Below are 20,909 nucleotides of genomic sequence, written 5' to 3'. Positions count from 1 at the left end.
AGAAGGGAAATGGGGCGCCGCTCACCGCGGCTCCTCCTGCGGCTTCATTCCGCCCAGCGTGATCGCGGGGGTGCCGCTTTCGTCCTTGGGCGGGGGCGGGAGTTTGCCGAGCCGGTTGGGGTCTTCGTCCGCCTTGCCCGCAACGACCGGGCCGACGGCGGGCATTTTCGGTGCTTCGGGTTTGAGCGAGACGCCGAGGCCGAGCTTTGGCTCGGTTGTCAGGATTTTCGGCGCGGTCGCGGTCAGGCCTGCGCCGGTGCCGCCGCAAAATTCCTGCCCCTTGGTCGAGGTGACGCAATCGGGCAGCGCGGTGCAGGCGGCGTCGTCGATCCGCTTGGTGCCGGAGGATTTGAACACGCGGCAATTGATCAGGCGACCGTCGGGCGCGCGGTCGAACACCAGCGCGACGCGGCCGACGCGGGCGGTGATGACCACTTCCTCATATTCGGGCTCGGGCGCGGCGACCGCGTCCTGCGGCATGACCGCCAGAAGGGCGAGCGCGGCGATCATCCCACGCTGCCTTCCAGCGAAATGCCGAGCAGCTTCTGTGCCTCGACCGCGAACTCCATCGGCAGCTGCTGCAGCACTTCCTTGGCGAAGCCGTTGACGATCAGGGCGACCGCCGCTTCCTGATCCAGCCCACGTTGCATGGCGTAGAACATCTGGTCCTCGCTGATCTTGCTCGTGGTCGCCTCGTGCTCGATCTGAGCTGAAGGATTCCTGACTTCGATATAGGGCACGGTGTGTGCGCCGCATTCGGAGCCGAGCAGCAGGCTGTCGCACTGGGTGAAGTTGCGTACGCCCTCCGCGCCCGGCGCGACGCGGACGAGGCCGCGATAGGTGTTGTTGCTGCGGCCCGCGCTGATCCCCTTGGAGATGATCGTCGAGCGCGACCCCTTGCCATTGTGGATCATCTTCGTGCCGGTATCGGCCTGCTGGCGGTTGTTCGTCACCGCGACCGAGTAGAATTCGCCGACGCTGTTTTCGCCGTTGAGGACGCAGCTGGGGTATTTCCAGGTGATCGCGCTGCCGGTTTCGACCTGGGTCCAGCTGACCTTGCTGTTGCGGCCCTGGCAGAGCGCGCGCTTGGTCACGAAATTGTAGATGCCGCCCTTGCCATTCTCGTCGCCCGGATACCAGTTCTGGACGGTCGAGTATTTGATCTCGGCATCGTCAAGCGCGACCAGTTCGACCACCGCGGCGTGGAGCTGGTTTTCGTCGCGCATTGGCGCGGTGCAGCCTTCGAGATAGCTGACATAGCTGCCCTTGTCGGCAACGATCAGCGTGCGTTCGAACTGGCCGGTATTTTCGGCGTTGATGCGGAAATAGGTCGACAGCTCCATTGGGCAGCGCACGCCCTCAGGGATGTAGACGAAGGTGCCGTCGGAAAAGACCGCGCAGTTGAGCGCGGCGAAGTAGTTGTCGTGCATCGGCACGACCTTCCCGAGCCACTTCTTCACCAGCTCGGGATATTCGCGGATCGCTTCGCTGATGGAACGGAAGATGACGCCAGCGGCCTCGAGCTCCTTGCGGAAGGTGGTGGCAACGCTGACGCTGTCGAACACCGCGTCGACCGCGACCTTGCGCGCGCCCTCGACCCCGGCGAGCACCTTTTGCTCCTCGATCGGGATGCCGAGCTTTTCATAGACGCGCAGGATTTCGGGATCGACCTCGTCCAGGCTGCCGAGTTTCGGCTTCGCCTTGGGCTCGGCGTAATAATAAGCGTCCTGATAGTCGATCGGGTCGATGTCGAGCTTCGCCCAGTCGGGCGCGGTCATCGTGAGCCAGTGGCGATAGGCCTTGAGCCGCCAATCGAGCATCCACTCCGGCTCGTTCTTCTTGGCCGAGATGAAGCGGACGGTATCCTCGCTCAGCCCCTTGGGCGCGAAGTCCTGTTCGATTGGCGAGGAGAAGCCCCACTCGTACTTCTTGTTGGCGGCGGCGATCGCCTCTGCGTTCTTCGTGGCCATTATGCGGATACCGGCTGGGAGGAGAGGGAGGCGAGGGTGACGCCCGCGAGCGCACCGCGGACCGATGCGTTGACGCTGGTCCAATGCGGCTTCACGCGGCAGGTGGCGTCGATCACGCAGTCATGCTTGTTGCTGTCGACACAGGCGGTGAGCGCGATCGGCCCCTCGATCGCCTCGACGATGTCGGCGAGGCTGATTGCGGCGGGCGGGCGGGCGAGGCGGAAGCCGCCGCCGGTGCCGCGTGCGCTTTCGATCAGGCCGGCGGCGGACAGGCGGCTGACAAGTTTCTGGACGGTGGGCAAAGGCAGGCCGGTCTCGTCCGCCAGCAGGGTCGCGTTCAGCCGCCCGCTGACGCCGCAATGGCGCGCGGCGGCGGAGAGCATGACCACTGCATAATCGGTTTGAGCGGAGAGCCGCATGAACTTCCTTGTTGGGCCTCCGCGCAAAAGCGCTACGGCCTACCGCAGTTGCGAACAATTCTTAAATCGGAATGATTCGTTCCGATTGGGCAGATGGGCTTGGTCGTAGCGTTCGTCAAGCCGTCGCACTATGGGGCGTTCATGCTCTACGACCTGCTGAAGCCGCTGATCTACACCCTCGATGCCGAGCGCGCGCACCGGCTTGCGATCCGCGCGGCGGCGCTGGCGCCGGGTGGCGCGATCCCGCGCGTGCGGCCGGTGACGATTGGGGGCGTGGAATTTCCCAATCCGGTTGGCTTGGCGGCAGGACTCGACAAGGATGGCGAGGCGATTGACGGGCTGATGGGGCTGGGCTTTGGTAGCGTCGAGATCGGATCGCTGACCCCGCGCCCGCAGGCGGGCAATCCCAAGCCGCGACTGTTCCGGCTGGTCGAGGATCGCGCGGTGGTGAACCGCATGGGGTTCAACAATGGCGGGATCGATGCGGCGCTGGAGCGGGTCAAGCGGGCGAAGCGGGCGGGCGTGCTCGGCATCAATGTCGGGGCGAACAAGGATAGCGATGATCGGGTTGCTGACTATGCGCTGGGCGTGGCCAAGGTCGCGCCGCATGCGGACTATGTGACGATCAATGTCAGCTCACCCAACACGCCGGGGCTGCGCGACCTGCAGTCGCGGCCGGCGCTGGACGAGCTGTTGAACGCGGCGAGCGCGGCGCGGATGCTGGAGGGGCGGCGGGTGCCGTTGTTTCTGAAGGTGGCGCCCGATCTCGACCGCGATGGCATGGCGGGCGTGGTTGCCGCCGCCGCCAATGCGAGCGTCGATGCGCTGATCGTCGGGAATACCACGATTTCGCGCCCGGATAGCCTGCGTTCGCCGCTGGCGCGTGAGGCGGGCGGGCTGTCGGGGCGGCCGCTGGCGGCGCTGGCGCGGGCGAAGCTGGCCCAGGCGCTGGAGATTGCCGATGGCGCGCTGCCGGTGATCGCGGTGGGCGGGATCGACTCGCCCGTGGAGGCGCTGGCGCGGCTCGATGCCGGGGCGGCGATGGTGCAGATTTACTCCGCTTTGGTGTTCGAGGGGCCGGGGCTGGTGCGGCGCATTCTGCAACGGCTGTGACGTAGCGGCATTGCGATTGCCAGCGGTGTCGTTAGGGTTTGCGCGCAGATCGAGCGCGGGCACGAACTCGCGCCGCAGGAGTTGGGAACAGGATGCGCAAGCTCGAAAAATTCGACAATCTGGTTTCGATGTTCTTCACGCGCGCCCGGGAACAGGGCGATGCCCCGTTTCTATGGGCGAAGTCTGGCGGCAAGTGGCACTCCACCAGCTGGGCTGAATCCGCCCGCAAGGTCGCCAGCCTGGCCGCCGCGCTCAAGCAGCTGGGGCTGAAGCCCGGCGACCGCGTGATGCTGGTCAGCGAGAATCGCCCGGAATGGTGCCTGAGCGATCTGGCAATCATGGCGGCGGGCGGCGTCACGGTGCCGACCTACACCACCAATACCGAGCGGGATCACCAGCATATCATCGACAATTCGGGCGCGACGATGACGATCGTGTCCGACGCCAAGCTGGCAAAAACGCTGTTGCCGGCGATCCTGCATACGGCGGGCAGCGTCGGGCATGTCGTGATCGGGATGGAGGAGCTCAAGCTCAGCCAGCCGGGTGCGATCGACTTTCACGACTGGAACGCGCTGATCGCCGCCAACCCGGTCGATGTGGCCGAGGCCGAGCAGGCGGCGGCGCGGATGAAGCGGGCCGACCTGGCGTGCATCATCTACACCAGCGGCACCGGCGGGTCCCCACGCGGCGTGATGCAGCATCATGGCGCGATCCTGACCAATGTCGAAGGCTGCTGCACCGTGATCAGCGAGGATTTCGGCTGGGAGGACGAGATCTTCCTGTCGTTCCTGCCATTGAGCCACGCCTATGAGCATACTGGCGGGCAGCATTTCCCGATCGGACTGGGCGCGCAAATCTATTATTCCGAAGGGCTCGACAAGCTTGCGTCGAATATCGAGGAGGTGCGCCCGACGCTGATGGTCGTGGTGCCGCGCCTGTTCGAAGTGCTGCGCACGCGGATCAGCAAGCAGGTCGAGAAACAGGGTAAGTTCGCCAATTACCTGCTCGACCGTGCGGTCAGCATCGGCGGCAAGAAGGCGGCGGGCAAGAACACGCTGCTCGACCTGCCGATGAGCCTGTTCCTCGACCGCACGCTCAAGCCCAAATTGTCAAAGAAGTTCGGCGGGCGGATCAAGGCGATGGTGTCGGGCGGCGCGCCGCTCAACCCCGAAGTCGGCGTATTTTTCGAGAGCCTCGGCATCACCTTTCTGCAGGGCTATGGCCAGACCGAGGCGGCGCCGGTGATCAGCTGTAACCGGCCCAAGGTCGGCCTCAAGCACGACACGGTCGGCCCGCCGCTGGAGGGGGTCGAAGTCAAGATCGCCGACGATGGCGAAATCCTGGTGCGCGGCGAATTGGTGATGCACGGTTACTGGCGGAACGAGGCGGAAACCGCCCGTGTCCTCAAGGACGGGTGGCTGCATACCGGCGATATCGGCCTGATCGACGACAAGGGCCGGATCAAGATCACCGACCGCAAGAAGGACATCATCGTCAACGACAAGGGCGACAATGTCGCCCCGCAAAAGGTCGAGGGCATGCTGACGCTGCAGCCCGAAATCATGCAGGCGATGATCGCGGGCGATCGCAAGCCGTACATGACCGCCGTGCTGGTGCCTGACCCCGAATGGACGCAGGAATATTGCGCGAAGACGGGCACCAAGTGCGACCTCAAGGCATTGCGCGAGAACCCGGAGTATCGCGCCGCGATCAGCGCCGCGGTCGACCGGGTGAACAAGGATCTGTCGGTGATCGAGCGCGTCCGCCGCTTCATCCTGGCGGACGAGCCGTTCACGATCGAGAATCAGCAGCTGACGCCGAGCCTGAAGATCCGCCGCCACATCCTGAAGGGTGTGTATGGCGAGCGGCTGGACGGGTTGTACAAGCAATAGGCTGGGACCGGTTTACCCTGTCGTCGCCCCGGCCTTGAGCCGGGGCTGGGCTTCTTTTCGTGCAAGAAAAAGCCCTGCCGCGGCTCAAGGCCGGGACGACGAAGGGATAGGCTTACCGACTCCCAGTCGCTGGCGCCGCTGCTTTCTCCTCGGGCAGGACGACCATCGACCAGTCCTTGTCACGCGCCAGATATTTGATCGCGAGCGCCTGAAGCTCTTCCGGCCCGGTGCGGCCATAGTCGATGCCGAGCGTGCTCACGGCCGCAAGACGGCGCGGATCATAGGTGCCGCCCTCGGTCTGCTGCATCCAGAACGGGTTGCCGCTGGCCCGGCGCGAGATCATCTGCGCGGTCGGAACCAGGGCGCGGCGCAGTTCGTCAAGTTCGATCGGCTTGGCGATCAGGTCGGCGGCGATCTCCCGCGCGACCTTCAGGAACAGGTCGGTCTTGTCGGGCGGCAGCAGCGTCAACGCGATCACCCGCCCGCCGCCGGGCTGGCCGACCGGCGATTGGCTGATGACGGTGGGCGAATAGCTGACCCCTTCGGTCGAGCGGATGCGGTCGAGAATGCGGTCGCGCATCACCGCCGCCAGAATCTCCAGCTTGCGCCCTTCGGAAATGTTGGTCGCGCCGCCACCCGCCTGCCATGCGATGACCGCCGCCGCCTGATCGGGCTCGCCGGTATGGCGCAGCACGACCGGGCTTTCGACATGCGCGGGGAAGCGCACGGCGGCGGAAACGATCCGCGACGCGCGGCGCGGCTTCATCGCGCCGAAGGTCATGCGCACCGCCTCGATCGCCTTGGCGACATCGATATCGCCGAACACCTGCACCTCGATCGGCCCGCTGGCCAGCAACGGTTCCCAGAAGGTGCGGAAATCCCTGGCGGTCAGCTTTTCGATGTCGGCGAGTTCGGGCATGCCCCACCGCGGATCGCCGGCATGGAGCAGCTTTTCCAGGCTGTTGCCGATTACCGCGTCGGGCGACGCGTTGCGCGCCGCATTGCCGGCGATTGCAAGCGCGCGCGCCCGCGCGATCGGCTTGGGATCCCAGCCCGGGACCTCCAATTTGGTCGCCATCAGGCGAAGCTGATCGGCAAGGTCGGCGGGTGAGGTCTGGCCAGCGATGACGAAGGCGTCGTCGCCCACGCCGAACTGCATCGAAATGCGCCGGTCGCCCGTAATCTGGTCGATCTCTTCCTGTCCCAACTTGCCGATGCCGCTTTCAAGCAGCGCCAAGTTGGCGGCCCAGGCCGGAGTCTGGCGGTTGGAGGGCAGCGCCTGCATCCCCCGGCCAAAGCGGACCGAGATATAGATCCGGCCCACTTCTCCCGGATTCTGGTAGAACAGGCCGGTCACGCCATTGGAATAGCGGACCTGTTCGATCTTCGGATCGGTCACGGCGATCGACCGCGACGCTACCGTGCCCGGCGTCCCGAGTTTGGGCAGCGAGGCGAAGCTGACATTGCGCAGCGCGGCGCGGGAGCCGGCCAGTCCGCTGACGTCGGCCTGCAGCGCGGCGGCCAGCTTGGCCTGGACATTGGCATCGGCGGTGCGCGTGTTGATGATCGCACGGGTCGCGACACCCTGAAGTACCCGCCGGGTCGATGCCAGCACGCGTTCGGGCGTGAACATCTGTTGGTCGATTGCGCCCTGGAAGATGCCGAAGCTCGTCTGTTCGCTGGTCGTCACCTCATTGATGTCGATGGCCGCGATCAGCGTGTCGGCGCGGATCGATCCGGCGGTCACGCGCGCGGTGTCGATCGCGTTGCGCATCTCCGAGGCGATTTCGTTCACCTCGCGGTCGATCTCGGCCTGGGTCGGGGCGGTGGCGAGCGCATCGGCGACGACGCCGCGCACTTCCTTGAGCGCGGTCTCCCAATCCTCGCCGATCGGAATCACCTGGATCGAGGTGATATTGGCCGAACGCACCGCATCGGACAGATCGGCGCTGGCCTGAAGATAGCTCGACCCGGCGCGGGCGCGGCGTTCCAGGCGGCGGTTGATGATGCGCACGGCGACGAAATCGACCCAGCGTTCCTGATTGAACTTCACCGTATCCTCGAACACGGTCCATGGACGCAGCGTCGCCAGCACGACGACCGGAGGCAGGGTCGGTTCGACCAGGGCGGCGCTCTTGGGATGCGCGTCGCTGGGCGTGCCGAAATCGGGGGTCGCGGGACTGGGGCCGACTCCCTTCCACGCCGCGAAATGCTTGGCGATCTGGGCCTCGAACAGGTCGGGGTCGAGGTCGCCGACGATCACCAGCGTGGCGCGTTCGGGCCGATACCAGCGCTGGTGAAAGGCGCGGACCGACTCGGTGGTCGCGCCGGTCAGGGTCTGAACCGTGCCGATCACCGGACGGTCGGCAAAGCGCTGCCCCGCGAAGAGCAGGCGGCGTTGCATCTCTTCCAACCGCTCCGCCGGCCCCAGCGCCTCGCGCTGTTCAGCCAGCACCACGGGGCGTTCCAGCGTCAGCGATTCGGTGGTGATGTTCGGTGCCGCCATCATGTCGGCGAGGATCATCATCGACTGGTCGAGGCTCGCCTCGGTCGCTTCGGGCAGGTCGAGCTTGTAGGTCGTCGAAACCGGGGTGGTGCTGGCGTTGCTGTCCGAACCGAAGGTGACGCCCAGCCGCTGCCACACCCGCTTCGATTCGCCGTCGGGTATTTTCGACGACCCGCGGAAGGAGAGATGTTCGAGCAGATGCGCGAAGCCCTTTTCGCTCTCCTGCTCCATCAGCGATCCGACGGCGATGTGCAGCCGCACCGCGACCTGGCCGGGCGGCACGTCGTTCTTGCGCACCGCATAGCGCAAGCCGTTGGGCAGCGTGCCGAACCGCCATGCCGGGTCGTGCGCAATGTCGCTGCCCTTGTAGAGCCACGGCGTCTTGTCGACGGTGACCGGCGCAGGGGCGGTTTGTGCCGCAGGAGCGCTGGACTGGCCAAGCGCGGGCAGCGCCGCAGCGATCAGCAGGAAGGGAAGGGCGAGCGGCCTTACGCGGGGAAACAATGCCATCGCGCAGAAGCTTAGCTTGGATGCGTGCCGCTTGCCAGCGCCGCAGAAACGCTTTGGCGCGTGCGAGTTTGGCGCGGGTTCGGCCATGTTTTGGACCCAGAGTCTGCCTAGGCGCAGAGTCGAAGCGGCGACGGAAACGGACGTCGACGGACAGCAGGGCGGGGCATCAGGTGTATCAGCGGTCGATGGGTCGAAGTGAAAGCGAGCCGGTTGCGCTGTCGTTCGCCCCGCAGCTTGCCCCCGCCGGGCGCGCGCGCGCGCCGCGTCGCGCCGGATTGCACCGCATTGCCGACCGGGTGATCGGCGAATTCTCGCTGGTGCCGATTGCGCCGGTGCTCGACATGCGTGCCTTTGGCTGGACTCGAGAGCTGCGCGATAATTGGTGCGCGATCCGGGACGAGGCGCGTGCTACCGCGCTCGGCACGGATCAGGGACAGGCCGATGCGCGCCTCACATTGTGGCGGAGGGGTGGTCGCGAATCGGCGAACGCCGCGCGCTGTCCGGCAACGGCTGCTGCTGTGGCGGCGATTCCTGGACTGGACAGCGCGAGCTTTTCGGTGCTGCCGCCGGGCGCGCATGTCCCGGTGCATCGCGGACCGACCCGCGGGTTGCTGACCTGCCACCTCGGCCTGATCGTCCCGCGTGACGGCGATGCGCGGATGCGCGTGGGGGACCGCATGGTCCGCTGGGCCGAGGGCGAGACGTTGGTGTTCGACGATACCTATGACCATGAGTCGTGGAACGACAGCGGCGGGACGCGGGTAGTGCTGCGCGTGCGCGTGCGGCGACCGCTGCGTCAGCCGGGGCGGTGGTTCGCCGACACGCTGCTGCGATTGCGGTCGGCGCTTCGCTGAAGCGCCGACCGCCCGGCTAGGTCAGAACTTCGCGCGCACGCCGATTGAGAAGCGCCGTTCGGACAGCGCATAGCTGTTGAGCGCGATCGGACCCGCCGCGCTGTATTCGCTGGTCGCCGAATCCTCCGGGATCAGATTCTGTGCCTGGAGCGACAACGCGATCCCCTTGGCCAGATCGACGCCGATCTGGGCGTCGAGCTGCGAGCGCGGACCGATGAAGCTGGGACGGCCTTCGGAGAATTCGAACACCGCCTCGTCGCGATAATTGTACGCGATGCGCGCGGAGAACGGCCCCTTTTCATACAGCCCGACGAGATTGTAGCTGTGCTTCGACACCGCGACGAGCGGGAAGCCGCCATTATCCTCAGAGTCCGAAAAGGTGTAGTTGGCGATAATGCCGAGCCCGTCGAGCGGGGCGGGGAGGAAGTCGAAGAACTGCTGAACCCCGATCTCGAACCCCTTGATCTTCGCGCTGGCGAGGTTTTCGGGGCGGGAGAAGGTCAGTTCGCGGCCGGCAGGATCGAGGTTGGTGTCGATGCCGGTGGTAACGAAGCTGGCGATGAAGTTCTTGACGTCCTTGTAGAAGAACGCGCCCGAGATCAGCGAGCTCTTGCCCGTGTAATATTCGAAGCTGATGTCCGCCTGGGTCGAGATCGGCGGTTCAAGCGCGACGTTGCCGCCGGTCACCGACAAGTTGGTCGCGTTGAAGAAGGTCGACGGGGCAAGGTCGGCGATCGATGCGCGCTGCATCGTCTGTGACCCCGACAGGCGGACGAGGAAGTTGTCGCTGACGTTGAACACGATGTTCGCGCTGGGCAGGAAGTTGGTATAGTTATTCTCGTCGGTCACCAGCGTGCTGGTCGTTCCGACATTGAGGAAGGTGTCGACCGACAGCTGCGTCCGGGCGATGCGTACGCCGGCATTGGCGGAGAAGGGGACGCCGCCGATCTCACCCTTGGTCGCAACCATCAGATAGCCCGCCAGCGTCCGCTCGCTAAAGTCATAGTCGCGCTGCGAATTGGGGAGCAGGGTCGAGCGGTCATTGGGGTTGGGGTTGGGCTGTGCGGCCTGCGCGCGGGTGAAGACATAGGTGAAGTCGGGCGCGGTGCTGAGGAAGCCCCGCGGGAAACTGCCCGGAATATCGCTCAGGAAGGAACCCGGCATGACCTGATTGAGATAGGGTTGGATCTCGGCGCGGGTCGGGGTCACCTGGCTGCGATAAGCATTGGTGCGCGCATGAAGGTCAGTGTAGCGCACGCCCGCCGAAAGGGTGAACCCGCCGTCGAATTCATAGGACAGGTCGAGCTTGCCCGTCCATTCCTCAAGCAGGCCGAGCAGGCGGTTGCTGCGCACCCCGTTGCTCGCCGGGTTGTAGGAGGAATAGGCGGTTGGATCCCAGGTGCCGAGATCAAGGCTGGGGATCGTGCCGTTGCGGAAATCGAAGGCACCTGGGACCAATGCGGTGCCCTGAAGCGTGATGATCTGGATCGTCTGGTCGATCGTGCCCTTGCTGTAATAGCCGTCGGCCGCGATGGTCAGCCCGCCGCTCTCATATTTGCCGTTGAGGCCGTAGAGATAGCTTTCGGTCGGCTCGTTCCGGATCTGGCCCGCAGTCGTCACCGTGCCATTGGCATTGCCCGCGACGACCACACCATTTTCGACGACGCGGTTGCTGACCGGGTTGCTGCCGGTGGGCAGGCGGAAGGCGAAGAAATCCTGATGACGACCCGTTGTGAGGCGCGAGAAGAGCACGTCGGCGGTCACCACGAATTCCGGCGTCACCTCGACCTGCACCGCGCCGTTGAGGCCGATGCGTGAGCGATCGACCACGAAATTCTCATATTGCAGCAGCACCGGGGTCGGGACCACGCCGGCACCGGTGCCGGTATAGGTGCGGTTGAGGAAATTGTTGCGCTCGAACGCCTGGGTGGTCGAGGTGCGCTTCTGATACTCCGCCGCCAGCATCACGCCGACCTTGCCATCGGCGAATTTGGTGGTCGCAAAGCCGGTCAGCACCGGTTCGAACGTCTTGCTATTCTCCGAATAGACGCCGGTCGCGCGCAGCGAAACGGTGGTATCGCGGAAGTCGAGCGGCTTGGGGGTGACGAGATTGACGGTGCCGCCGAGCCCGCCTTCGGCCTGGCTGGCGAGCGGCGATTTGCGCACTTCAAGCCGTCCGAACAGGCTGGAGGGCACCGAGTCGAGCCCGGACGACCGGCCGAGCTGATCATTTTCGGGTGGCGACAGGCGCGCCGACCAGCCGAGCAGAGTGCGGCCATCGACTTCGACCCGCACCTGCTGAAGCCCGCGCACCGACACCGACTGCCCCTCGCCGAACACGCGGGTGATCTGGACACCGGTCACGCGCTGCAGTGCCTCGGCAACATTGGCGTCGGGCAGTTTGCCGACATCTTCGGCGGTGATGACGTCGAGGACCTGGTCGGCCTCGCGCTTGATGTCGGCCGCGCGCTCGAGCGACGCGCGGATGCCGGTCACGACGATTTCGTCCTTTGCCTCGGCGTCGCCCTCCGGCGCGGCGTCCTGCGCCAGTGCCGGTGTGCTGAATGCGAGTGCGGTTGCGAGCGCGCCGGCGGCGATGCCCCAGTTCGTGGACGTGCGGATGCTCATGATATTCCCTCCCTCTATCCGCACGGCACGGACAGGGGGCGGGTGCACCTCTCACCCAATGTTCCCCTCTCCTGCGCCATGCGCCAATCGACCCGGCTTTAAGACACCGGTGTCAGTCGTGTTGTCCTACAAGTCGTTCGGCGTGTCAATCGAGATGTCGGACAACTTGTGCTAGCGGGAGGGGGCGGGGCCGGTACTGGCGCGGGCAATCAGCCGGGTGTCGAACGTCATCCGGTCGCGCTGGTTTTTTGCGTCAAGCAGCAGATCCGCGGCACTGCGGGCAAGTTCGTGCACGGGCTGCCGCACGGTGGTGAGGGGTGGCCACACCGCAGCGGCAAGGTCGGAATCGTCGAACCCGACGATCGACAGCTGGTCGGGCACGGTGATCCCGCGCTCATGCGCCACCGCGAGCGCGCCAGCCGCCATATCGTCATTGCCGGCAAAGATCGCGGTCGGCGGCGCGGCGCGGTCGAGCAGGGCCACGGCGGCGCGGCGGCCCGATTCGATGCTGTAGTCCCCCGCCGCCACCAGATCGGGTTCAAACGCCACCGCGGCGGCATCAAGCGCGGCGCGATAACCCTTCAGGCGCTCGACCGTCGAAACATGGCTGAGCGGCCCCTTGATGAACGCGATGCGGCGATGGCCGTGTGCCAGGAGATGCGCCGTCGCCTCTTGCGCCGCGCTGGCGTCGTCGATCGTGACCGATCGCCCGACATCGCGGCGCAGCCCTGGCTCGATCCGCACATAGGGCAGGCCGCGCCGGTCGAGTTCGTCGAGCAGGGCTTCGTTCTCGGTCACCGGGGGGGATAGGATGAGTCCGTCGAGATGCGTTTCATCGACCAGAGCCGCGACATCGGCGACGAGGCCGGGGGCGGTGCTGTCGACCGGCTGGGTCAGCAGGCGATAGCCATGTTCGGCGCACCCCTCCTGCGCGCCGGCGAGCAGGTGATAGACATAATAGGGGCTGGGATTGTCGTAGAGCAGTCCGACCTGAAACGACTTGCGCCCGGCGAGGGTGCGTGCGGCGAGGCTGGGGCGGAAGTTGAGTTCGGCAACCACCTGCTCGACCCGACGGCGGGTTTCCTCGCTGACGTTCTTTTCATTGTTCAGCACGCGCGAGACGGTCTTGAACGACACGCCCGCGAGTTTCGAAACTTCCTTGATCGTCGGCCGTCGCGCCATTTGCCTCCCCTGACGCGTCAGGCATAGGTGACAGCGTTGGCAACAGGCAAGAGTGGAGTTTGGTCATGGATCGGCGCGGAGTTGTCGCGGTAGCGGCGGGACTGGGGCTGATGCCCGGATTGGCCCATGCCGCAGCGAAGCGGACCGGCTTGCGGGCGATGAGCTTCAACGTTCGCCTGCCGATCGACTCGGACGGGCCGAACCGGTGGGAGGCGCGGCGCGATCTGTTCGTCGAGACGATCCGGCGATGCGATCCCGACATCATCGGCACGCAGGAATTGTGGAAGATCCAGGGCGATCAGGTCGTCGAGCGGCTGCCGCAGTTCAGCTGGTTCGGGATCGACCGGCGCGGCGGGCGGGGCGATGAGCATATGGGGGTGTTTTTTCGCCGTGACCGGATGAAGGTGGTCGATCTGGGCCATTTCTGGCTGTCGGATACGCCGAGCGTGCCGGGGAGTATCAGCTGGGGGCATCCCTATCCGCGGATGGCGACCTGGGGACTGTTCGAGACGGCGGCTGGTCACCGCTTCTGGCTGATCAACACGCATTTTCCGTATCGCGCCGAGGATGAGGTTGCGCGCAGCAAATGTGCGGCGGCGATTGCACAATGGGTGGCGCAGCGGCCTGCTGGTGAGGTGGTGGTGCTGACCGGGGACTTCAACACCGGGCCGGACAGCGAAGCCCATCGCATTTTGAGTGCCCGGCTGGCCGATGCCTGGGTTGCGGCACCGGAGCGGAAGGGGCCGGAGGGGACGTTCCATGGCTTTTCCGGAACGCCGGGGAGGCGGATCGACTGGGTGATGGCCCGGGGGCTGACGCCGGTGGCGGTCGAGACGGTCGATTTCGGGCGGGGCGGGCGGTTTCCGTCGGATCACTTTCCGGTGGTGGCCGATTACCGCTGGCCTTGAACCTCAAGAAGAAGACCCTCCCCAACCCCTCCCGCGAAGGCGGGAGGGGCTGAAGAAGACCAGACAGATCAGCCCGCCGCGAGTGCCGCGAGGAGCAGCAGCGCGACGATGTTGGTGATCTTGATCATCGGATTGACCGCCGGACCCGCCGTATCCTTGTAGGGATCGCCGACGGTGTCGCCAGTCACCGCGGCCTGATGCGCCGGGCTGCCCTTGCCGCCATAGGCGCCGAGTTCGATCACCTTCTTGGCATTGTCCCACGCGCCGCCGCCGCTGGTCATCGAGATTGCGACGAACAGGCCCGAGACGATCACGCCGATCAGCAATGCGCCAAGCGCGGCAAAGCCATTGGCCTGACCCGCCACCGCGGTGATCGCAAAATACACCGCGATCGGCGCGAGCACCGGGAGCAGCGAAGGGACGATCATTTCGCGGATCGCGCCCGACGTCACCAGACCCACGGTGCGGGCATAGTTGGGACGGACGCTGCGATCGGCGATGCCGGGGTTTTCCTTGAACTGCGCACGGATGTCCTGCGCCACCGCCTGCGCGGTGCGACCAACGGCGGTCATTGCCATGCCGCCGAACATGTACGGCAGCAGTGCGCCGAGCAGCAGCCCCACGATGACATAGGGGTTGGACAGCGAGAAGTTCACCGCGACATCGGCGAAGAACTCGCCCAGATCGACGGTGTAGGTGGCGAACAGCACCAGCGCGGCGAGGCCGGCCGAACCGATCGCATAACCCTTGGTCACTGCCTTGGTCGTGTTGCCCACGGCGTCGAGCGCGTCGGTGCGCTCCCGCACTTCCTTGTCTAGGCCGGCCATCTCCGCAATGCCGCCGGCATTGTCGGTCACTGGACCATAGGCGTCGAGCGCAACGACCATGCCGGCCAGCGCCAGCATCGAGGTGGCGGCAAAGGCGATGCCCATCAGCCCGGCGATCTGGAAGCTGGCGATGATGCCGACCACGATCACCAACGTCGGCAGCGCGGTCGACTCCATCGAGATCGCAAGGCCCTGAATGACGTTGGTGCCATGGCCGGAGTCAGACGCCTTGGCGATCGACTTGACCGGGCGATAGTTGGTGCCGGTGTAATATTCGGTGATCCACACCAAAAGGCCGGTGACGCCAAGGCCGACCATCATCGACCAGAACAGGTCCATGCCGGTGAAGTTGAGGCCGCCGCCAACCTGCGTGTCCATGCCGCCCAGCGTTTGCGCGGTGACGTAATAGATTGCCGGGATCGACAGCAGCGCAGTGGCGACGAAGCCCTTGTACAGCGCGCCCATGATGTTGGTGCCCGAGCCGAGCCGGACGAAATAGGTGCCGATAATTGAGGTGATGATGCAGATGCCGCCGACCGCGAGCGGCAGGCTCATCAGCGCGAGCAGCGACGCATTGTCGATGCCGGTGACCAGCAAAGCGGTCAGCACCATCGTCGCGCCGACCGTGACGACATAGGTTTCGAACAGATCGGCGGCCATCCCTGCGCAATCGCCGACATTGTCGCCGACGTTATCGGCGATGACGCCGGGGTTGCGGTCGTCATCCTCGTCAAAGCCGAGCTCGTTCTTGCCGACCATGTCGGCGCCGACGTCCGCAGCCTTGGTGAAGATGCCGCCGCCGAGGCGGGCGAAGATCGAGATCAGCGATGCGCCGAATGCCAGTGCGACGAGCGCGTCGACGACATGGCGATCCTGTGGGGCGTAACCGGCCGGGCCGGTGAGATACCAGAAGAAGACCGAGATCGCGAGCAGCGCAAGCCCCGCCACCAGCATGCCGGTGATCGCCCCGGCGCGGAATGCGACGGTGAGGCCCGACTGCAGCGAGGTGCGTGCAGCCTCAGCCGTGCGGACATTGGCGCGGACCGAGATGTTCATCCCGATAAAGCCGGTGATGCCCGACAACACTGCGCCGAGCAGGAAGCCCACTGCCGAAGTGAGCCCCAAGAAATAGCCGACCAATAGCGCGACGATGGCGCCGACGACGGCGATCGCGGTATATTGCTTGGCAAGATAGGCCTGCGCGCCTTCCTGAATAGCCGCAGCGATTTCCTGCATCCGGGCATTGCCGGCCGAATAAGCGAGCACCTGATAGCTCGTGAAAATTCCATAGAGCACGGCGAGTAAGCCGCACCCGATGGCGATCGTAACAACCGTCATCTGGTATCCTTCCCCTGTGAATCCCGCGGGTCGTCCAGATCTTGATGCCCGGTACAAACCGCGTCGGGGTGGAGCGTAGAGAGGGGCGGGGGGCTGTCAAGCGGCGTGGTGGATCGGCGCGGTGTCCGACGAAGCTGACGAAAAAACGGGGTGTCCTGCGCGGCGGAGGGAAACGCGCCGGGTTGGCGACCGCGATGCGACAGGTTTTCGACAGGTGCGCGACGGTGACGCGACAGCGGCGCGACGCGGGCGCGACGGGCTGACAACCGCGACGCGACGGGGGAGCGACAGGCTGACAACCGGCACGCGACCGGAGCGCGTCGCGTTGGCGACGTGGGGGTGGCTGAGTCGGATGGAGTCGGCTTCATCGATCAGGGTAGATCAGAAGAAATCCAACATTTGAAGGGGGTTGTTGGGGGTGGGCCTTCTCAATCCTCCCCCGCCAGGGGGAGGTGGCGCCGAAGGCGACGGAGGGGGAGGACGGCTGTGTCCTGTCGCCTCTTGCTGAGACCCTTCCTCCCCCTCCGTCAGCTGCGCTGCCACCTCCCCCTGGCGGGGGAGGATTATCGATGCTCAGCCGCCGTGACGGTAGCCGAGGCGGGCGGGGAGGGGGATGGCGGCGCCGTTGGCCGTGAGGGTGAGGCCGCTGCCGGGGCTGGCGGTGCCGATGCGGGTTGCGGGGACCGGTGGCTCGACGCCATCGGGCAGGGTGAAGAGCAGTTCGTAATCGTCGCCGGCACAGGCCGCGTCGAGGATCGGGCCGGGGAGGGCGAGCGGGACCGCGTCGAGGTCGATGTGGATCGCGATGCCGCTGGCTGTGGCGAGCCGCTGGGCGTCGATCAGCAGGCCGTCGGACACGTCCATCATTGCGGTGGCGAGCGGGGCGAGCGCCTGTCCCTCCGCGACGCGCGGGACAGGGTTGAGATAGCGGGCGAGATCGCGCGGGTTCCCATCCGCGCCGAACGCGGCGCCGCCGATGGTGCCGGTGACCCAAAGCGTGTCACCGGGCTGCGCGCCGCTGCGCAGGGGGACTTTGGGTGGCGCGGTGCCGATGGCGGTGAGGGTAAGGCTACGCGGGGCTCCGCCGGGCATCGCCACCGTGTCGCCGCCGATCAACGGCATGGCGTAGGTGGTGAGCGCCTGGTTGAGACCGTCGAGGAAGGCGCGGTCCCACACGGCATCGCCCGACAGGCTGTAATTGAGCAGGCATGCGAGCGGTGTCGCGCCCTTGGCCGTGAGGTCCGAGAGGTTGACCGCCGCCAGCCGCCAGCCGACCGACTCTGGCGGATCATGCGGGCGGTAGTGGACCGACTCGACCATCGTGTCGCTGGTGAGGATCAGGCGACCCGCCGCGACATCGAGCTGGGCGGTATCGTCCGCGAGCCCCGCCGCTGCCGGGTGCGTCGCGATGGCGCGCAGGGCGGTGAGGAAGGTGAACTCGTCGGGCACTTGGCGGGTGTAGCCATAGTATAGATGCGGTGCCAGCACGGCCTTCGTTCCCTCTCCCCTCTGCGGAGGGACGAGGGGAAGAAGGCTGATCAGCTCTTATGGAACCCTTCCTCCCAACCGCCACGCCACTGCCACCCCGCCTGCAAACACCCCGCGCCATTGCGACAGGTCGGCGCGGCTGGACTCGTCGAACTCCTGCGCGCGGGCGGCGCGGGTGAGGACGCCGGTTGCGGCTTCGCGGAGCAGGGTGCGGGCGACGGGGAGGCCGGTTCCGTTGGCGGCGAGGAAGCGGGCGAGGTTGTGGGCGGCGCGGATGCGCAAGGGGGCGTCGGGGGACAGGGTTTCGCGCGCGCCGGCATAGGCGAACAGATAGAGTTCGAGCGCGCCGGTGCGCTTGCCCTGCGCGTCGAGATTTTCCGCGAGCATCGTCTGGGCGAGCGTGGTGCGCGGGTCGCCGGGGGGCAGCACGGCTTCGCGCGTCATCAGCCCGGCGCGCAGATAGGGTTCGGCAATGAGGCGCGCGGCATCCGGCTGGCGCGCGAGCAGTTCGGCGAGGTTGAGCATCGAGGTGCCGAAGTCGTAATGGCTGGCCTTCAACCGATCGCGCCGGATCGCGAATGCGGCCTGTTGCTCGGCCAGCGCGTCCTGGTCCCGCCCGGTTCGGGCGAGGAGTACGCCGAGGTTCGAGCGGGCGGTGGCGATGGCGATGAGGTTATCGGGCAGCTTGTCCTGCCGCACCGCGATTGCGCGGCGGAGCGCGGGTTCGGCCTCGGCATAGCGGCGTTGTTCGGCGAGCACGATACCGAGGTTCATCAGGTGATCGGCGAGCAATTCGGGGTCGCCGTTCGCGCTGGCCTGAAGCGTCTGCGCCGCGACGCGCAGCACCGGTTCGGCCTCGCCATAACGGCCGCCGCGCAGCAGTACCGCGCCCAGCGTGCCGCGCACGACGCTCGTGTCTTCATGCGCGGGGCCGCGCAGGCTTTCCATCATGGTGAGGGCGGTGCGGGCGGCGCGTTCGGCTTCGTCGAACAGGCCGGCGGTGGCGAGCAGCTCGGCGGCGGCGACGAGGCCGAGCGCGCAATCTTCGCTCGGCGGGGTGGCGGGGGTGCAGTTGCTGCGCGAGTCCGCCGTCGCCTGGAGCACGGCTTCGCGCGGCAGGGCGGCGCCGCTCTCGTCGAGCTGGAGGCCGAATTTGAACTCATCCGCGGCGGCGGGCGTGGCGATCAGGGCGAGCAGCAGGGCGAGGCGGCGCATGGCGGAGATGTGCGCCGCGGCCGCGCTTCGGGCAAGCGACGAATTGCGTCAGGCTGCGGGCTGGTTCGCCCGTGCCTTGAGCCGTGCGTGCATCGCGTCGATCATGCGTGTTGCGCCCTCGGCGTCGGGGCCGCCCTGAAGCCGCTTTTGAAACAGCGCCGCCAGGCTCCAGTCGCGGGGACCGGGTTCGGCGACAATCGCGTCGATCACCGGATCGACCGGGCCAATTCCAATCGATACCGTTGCAGCCGGCTCGACATAGCTGACGCAATGCCACCAGAAGGGCGGCTGGACCAGCGCCTCACCCGGGCCGATGACGAAATGGCATCCGCCATGTTCGTCGACCAACGCCGTCCACTCATCGAGGGTCATGCCGCGCAGATTGCGCCGGGCGAAATTGGCCTTCACGTCGAGCGATCCGGCGGCGGCGATCGGCAGAAACGCAAAATGCTTGCGGCCGAACAGCGGCACCTGAAACAGCCAGTGGCTGAGCCAGTCGAAATGCATGTCGGCGCAGGCCCCCTGTCGCCCGGCGAAGAAGCGCGGCTGGCGGATCGCGCCGAGCGATGGCGGCAGATCGATCCGGTCGAGGATCGCTGGTGGCACCTTCGCCTCCAGCACCATTTCGAGCGCATTTGCATGCTCCGCCGACGGCGCAGGCGATGCGAGATAGGCCGCCAGTGTCATGTCGCGCGGCGTGCCGCCGAGATCGCGGCCGGCGCGCAGATCGTCGAGATAGTTGTTGACCACCGGAAAGCGCATCGCGCTCAATTCGGCCAGAAAGCCGGGATCGCGCAGTTCGGGCTGGTCAAAACCGACGATCCTGGTCGGACGCGACAGGCTGGCGAGCCCCGTGGCCCGGAGCGTATCGAAGGCAACCTCATCCCGCATACTCGACCCACACTCACCGACGTGCAATCGCAGTCGGGTTAACCAGTGCAATCGGTTCGGGAAACCCCCAAATCGGGGGCGTTGCATTCGTATAGTATATCCCTCGGCACGCCGGAGCTGATAGGCTGGCGGCAGTGATGCAGGAGGGGCGAATGGGCTGGGCGCGGCGCGAGGTGCTGGCTGGGGGGCTGGCCGGGATTGGGCTCGCGGCGCTGCCCGCGCGCGCACAGGTGAGGGGCGGGCGGATCGTGACGCTGGATGCGTTTCCGTCGCGCCATGTCGCGGCGCGCAAGGTGCTGGTGTGGCTGCCGGCGGCCTATGATACGCGGCGGTCGGCGCGGTTTCCGGTCCTCTACATGCATGACGGGCAGAATCTGTTCGACGGCAAGTCGGCGTTCGCCGGCGAATGGGGCGTGGACGAGGCGATCACGCGGATGGCGGCGCGCGGCGACCTGCGCGACACGATCGTGGTCGGGATCGTGAACACGTCGGCACGCTTTTCCGAATATTTCCCGCAAAAGGTCGCGGCGCACCTGCCCGAGGCGTATCGTGCGGCGGTGCTGGAGATGGCGGGCGGGCCGTTGCTGGGCGACGCCTATCTGCGCTTCATCGTCGAGGAGCTGAAGCCGGCGATCGACCGGCGCTTCCGCACGCTGGCGGGGCCGGCGGACACATCGGTGATGGGATCGTCGATGGGCGGGCTGATCTCGCTCTATGCGGTCGGCGAATATCCGCGCGTGTTCGGGCAGGCGGCGTGCCTGTCGATCCATCTGCCACTGGCGGCGCCGATGGCACCCTATAGCCGCCCGCCCGGGGGGCCGGAGGCGGTGGCGCGGGCGTTGCGTGCGTGGCTGACGGGGACCGCGTTCGATCCCGCGCGCAACCGCGTCTATCTCGACCATGGGACGATGACGCTGGACGCGGCCTATCCGCCCTTCGCCAAGGCGGTCGACGCGATGCTGCCGACGCTGGGCTGGGTGCCGGGGCGGACGTTCGAGCTACGCAGCTTTACCGGCACCGAGCATAATGAGCGGGCGTGGCGCGAGCGGATCGACATTCCGCTCGGATTTCTCGACCGGGGCAGAGGCGGGCGCTGAGCTGGCCACTACCGCCCCACCCCAACCCAGTATCGGGTAAACAGCGCCCCGCGCTGTTTAGGCCATGCCGG

At 66.4% G+C, this 20,909-nt stretch carries 15 protein-coding genes; 5 read left to right on the top strand and 10 right to left on the bottom strand.

Features of this window, described 5'->3' with window-relative positions:
- Nucleotides 1-21: 21 nt before the first annotated feature.
- The 3 genes from ACRYLO_RS12125 to ACRYLO_RS12115 are packed head-to-tail and all read right to left on the bottom strand — an operon-like array spanning nt 22 to nt 2,389.
- Nucleotides 22-510 carry an energy transducer TonB gene (locus tag ACRYLO_RS12125; protein ID WP_482660393.1) on the bottom strand — a complete coding sequence of 163 codons (489 nt, stop codon included), beginning with the start codon at nt 508-510 and terminating at the stop codon, nt 22-24.
- Complete coding sequence (gene sufB, locus ACRYLO_RS12120) at nt 507-1,970, bottom strand: Fe-S cluster assembly protein SufB (protein WP_482660392.1); 1,464 nt, start codon at nt 1,968-1,970, stop codon at nt 507-509. Before sufB ends, ACRYLO_RS12125 begins: the two co-directional genes overlap by 4 nt.
- Complete coding sequence (locus ACRYLO_RS12115) at nt 1,970-2,389, bottom strand: SUF system Fe-S cluster assembly regulator (RefSeq protein ID WP_482660391.1); 420 nt, start codon at nt 2,387-2,389, stop codon at nt 1,970-1,972. Before ACRYLO_RS12115 ends, sufB begins: the two co-directional genes overlap by 1 nt.
- A gap of 141 nt (nt 2,390-2,530) precedes the next feature.
- Here ACRYLO_RS12115 and ACRYLO_RS12110 point away from each other — a divergent pair, with 141 nt between their 5' ends.
- Together ACRYLO_RS12110 and ACRYLO_RS12105 are read left to right on the top strand one after the other, a co-directional pair.
- Nucleotides 2,531-3,502 (top strand): quinone-dependent dihydroorotate dehydrogenase, encoded by a 972-nt coding sequence (locus ACRYLO_RS12110; protein ID WP_482661738.1) that lies wholly within the window; start codon nt 2,531-2,533, stop codon nt 3,500-3,502.
- A 92-nt stretch (nt 3,503-3,594) separates the two neighbouring features.
- Nucleotides 3,595-5,394, top strand: coding sequence for an AMP-dependent synthetase/ligase (locus ACRYLO_RS12105; RefSeq protein ID WP_482660390.1), 1,800 nt, complete (start codon nt 3,595-3,597; stop codon nt 5,392-5,394).
- Nucleotides 5,395-5,506: 112 nt separating this feature from the next.
- On the opposite strand, the gene ACRYLO_RS12100 is transcribed toward ACRYLO_RS12105, so the two are convergent.
- Nucleotides 5,507-8,410, bottom strand: coding sequence for a M16 family metallopeptidase (locus tag ACRYLO_RS12100; RefSeq protein WP_482660389.1), 2,904 nt, complete (start codon nt 8,408-8,410; stop codon nt 5,507-5,509).
- A 185-nt stretch (nt 8,411-8,595) separates the two neighbouring features.
- Between ACRYLO_RS12100 and ACRYLO_RS12095 the strand changes: the two genes are divergently transcribed.
- A complete protein-coding gene (locus ACRYLO_RS12095) occupies nt 8,596-9,264 on the top strand; it encodes an aspartyl/asparaginyl beta-hydroxylase domain-containing protein (RefSeq protein ID WP_482660388.1) in 669 nt (222 codons plus the stop codon).
- A 21-nt stretch (nt 9,265-9,285) separates the two neighbouring features.
- On the opposite strand, the gene ACRYLO_RS12090 is transcribed toward ACRYLO_RS12095, so the two are convergent.
- Nucleotides 9,286-11,892 (bottom strand): TonB-dependent receptor, encoded by a 2,607-nt coding sequence (locus tag ACRYLO_RS12090; RefSeq protein ID WP_482660387.1) that lies wholly within the window; start codon nt 11,890-11,892, stop codon nt 9,286-9,288.
- Nucleotides 11,893-12,063: 171 nt separating this feature from the next.
- Complete coding sequence (locus ACRYLO_RS12085) at nt 12,064-13,074, bottom strand: LacI family DNA-binding transcriptional regulator (RefSeq protein WP_482660386.1); 1,011 nt, start codon at nt 13,072-13,074, stop codon at nt 12,064-12,066.
- Nucleotides 13,075-13,139: 65 nt separating this feature from the next.
- On the opposite strand from ACRYLO_RS12085, the gene ACRYLO_RS12080 reads away from it, so the two are divergent.
- Nucleotides 13,140-13,982, top strand: a complete 843-nt coding sequence (locus tag ACRYLO_RS12080) for an endonuclease/exonuclease/phosphatase family protein (protein WP_482660385.1) — start codon at nt 13,140-13,142, stop codon at nt 13,980-13,982.
- Between the two features lie 68 nt (nt 13,983-14,050).
- On the opposite strand, the gene ACRYLO_RS12075 is transcribed toward ACRYLO_RS12080, so the two are convergent.
- The 4 genes from ACRYLO_RS12075 to ACRYLO_RS12060 all read right to left on the bottom strand — a co-directional run bounded on the left by ACRYLO_RS12075 (nt 14,051) and on the right by ACRYLO_RS12060 (nt 19,741).
- Complete coding sequence (locus ACRYLO_RS12075; protein ID WP_482660384.1) at nt 14,051-16,147, bottom strand: sodium-translocating pyrophosphatase; 2,097 nt, start codon at nt 16,145-16,147, stop codon at nt 14,051-14,053.
- Nucleotides 16,148-16,720: 573 nt separating this feature from the next.
- Nucleotides 16,721-17,596: a thiamine-phosphate kinase gene (gene thiL / locus ACRYLO_RS12070; protein WP_482661737.1), complete on the bottom strand. Its 876-nt coding sequence runs from the start codon at nt 17,594-17,596 to the stop codon at nt 16,721-16,723.
- A gap of 96 nt (nt 17,597-17,692) precedes the next feature.
- Nucleotides 17,693-18,850, bottom strand: a complete 1,158-nt coding sequence (locus tag ACRYLO_RS12065) for a tetratricopeptide repeat protein (RefSeq protein ID WP_482660383.1) — start codon at nt 18,848-18,850, stop codon at nt 17,693-17,695.
- Nucleotides 18,851-18,898: 48 nt separating this feature from the next.
- Nucleotides 18,899-19,741 carry a cupin-like domain-containing protein gene (locus ACRYLO_RS12060; protein WP_482660382.1) on the bottom strand — a complete coding sequence of 281 codons (843 nt, stop codon included), beginning with the start codon at nt 19,739-19,741 and terminating at the stop codon, nt 18,899-18,901.
- Nucleotides 19,742-19,893: 152 nt separating this feature from the next.
- Between ACRYLO_RS12060 and ACRYLO_RS12055 the strand changes: the two genes are divergently transcribed.
- On the top strand, nt 19,894-20,838 hold the full coding sequence (locus ACRYLO_RS12055) for an alpha/beta hydrolase (protein WP_482660381.1): 945 nt from the start codon (nt 19,894-19,896) through the stop codon (nt 20,836-20,838).
- The last annotated feature ends 71 nt before the right edge of the window (nt 20,839-20,909 follow it).

Source organism: Sphingomonas sp. SDUR79, from assembly GCF_056821745.1.
The sequence above is the reverse complement of the archived record's forward strand: the minus strand, read 5'-3'. Positions and strand labels throughout refer to the sequence as shown.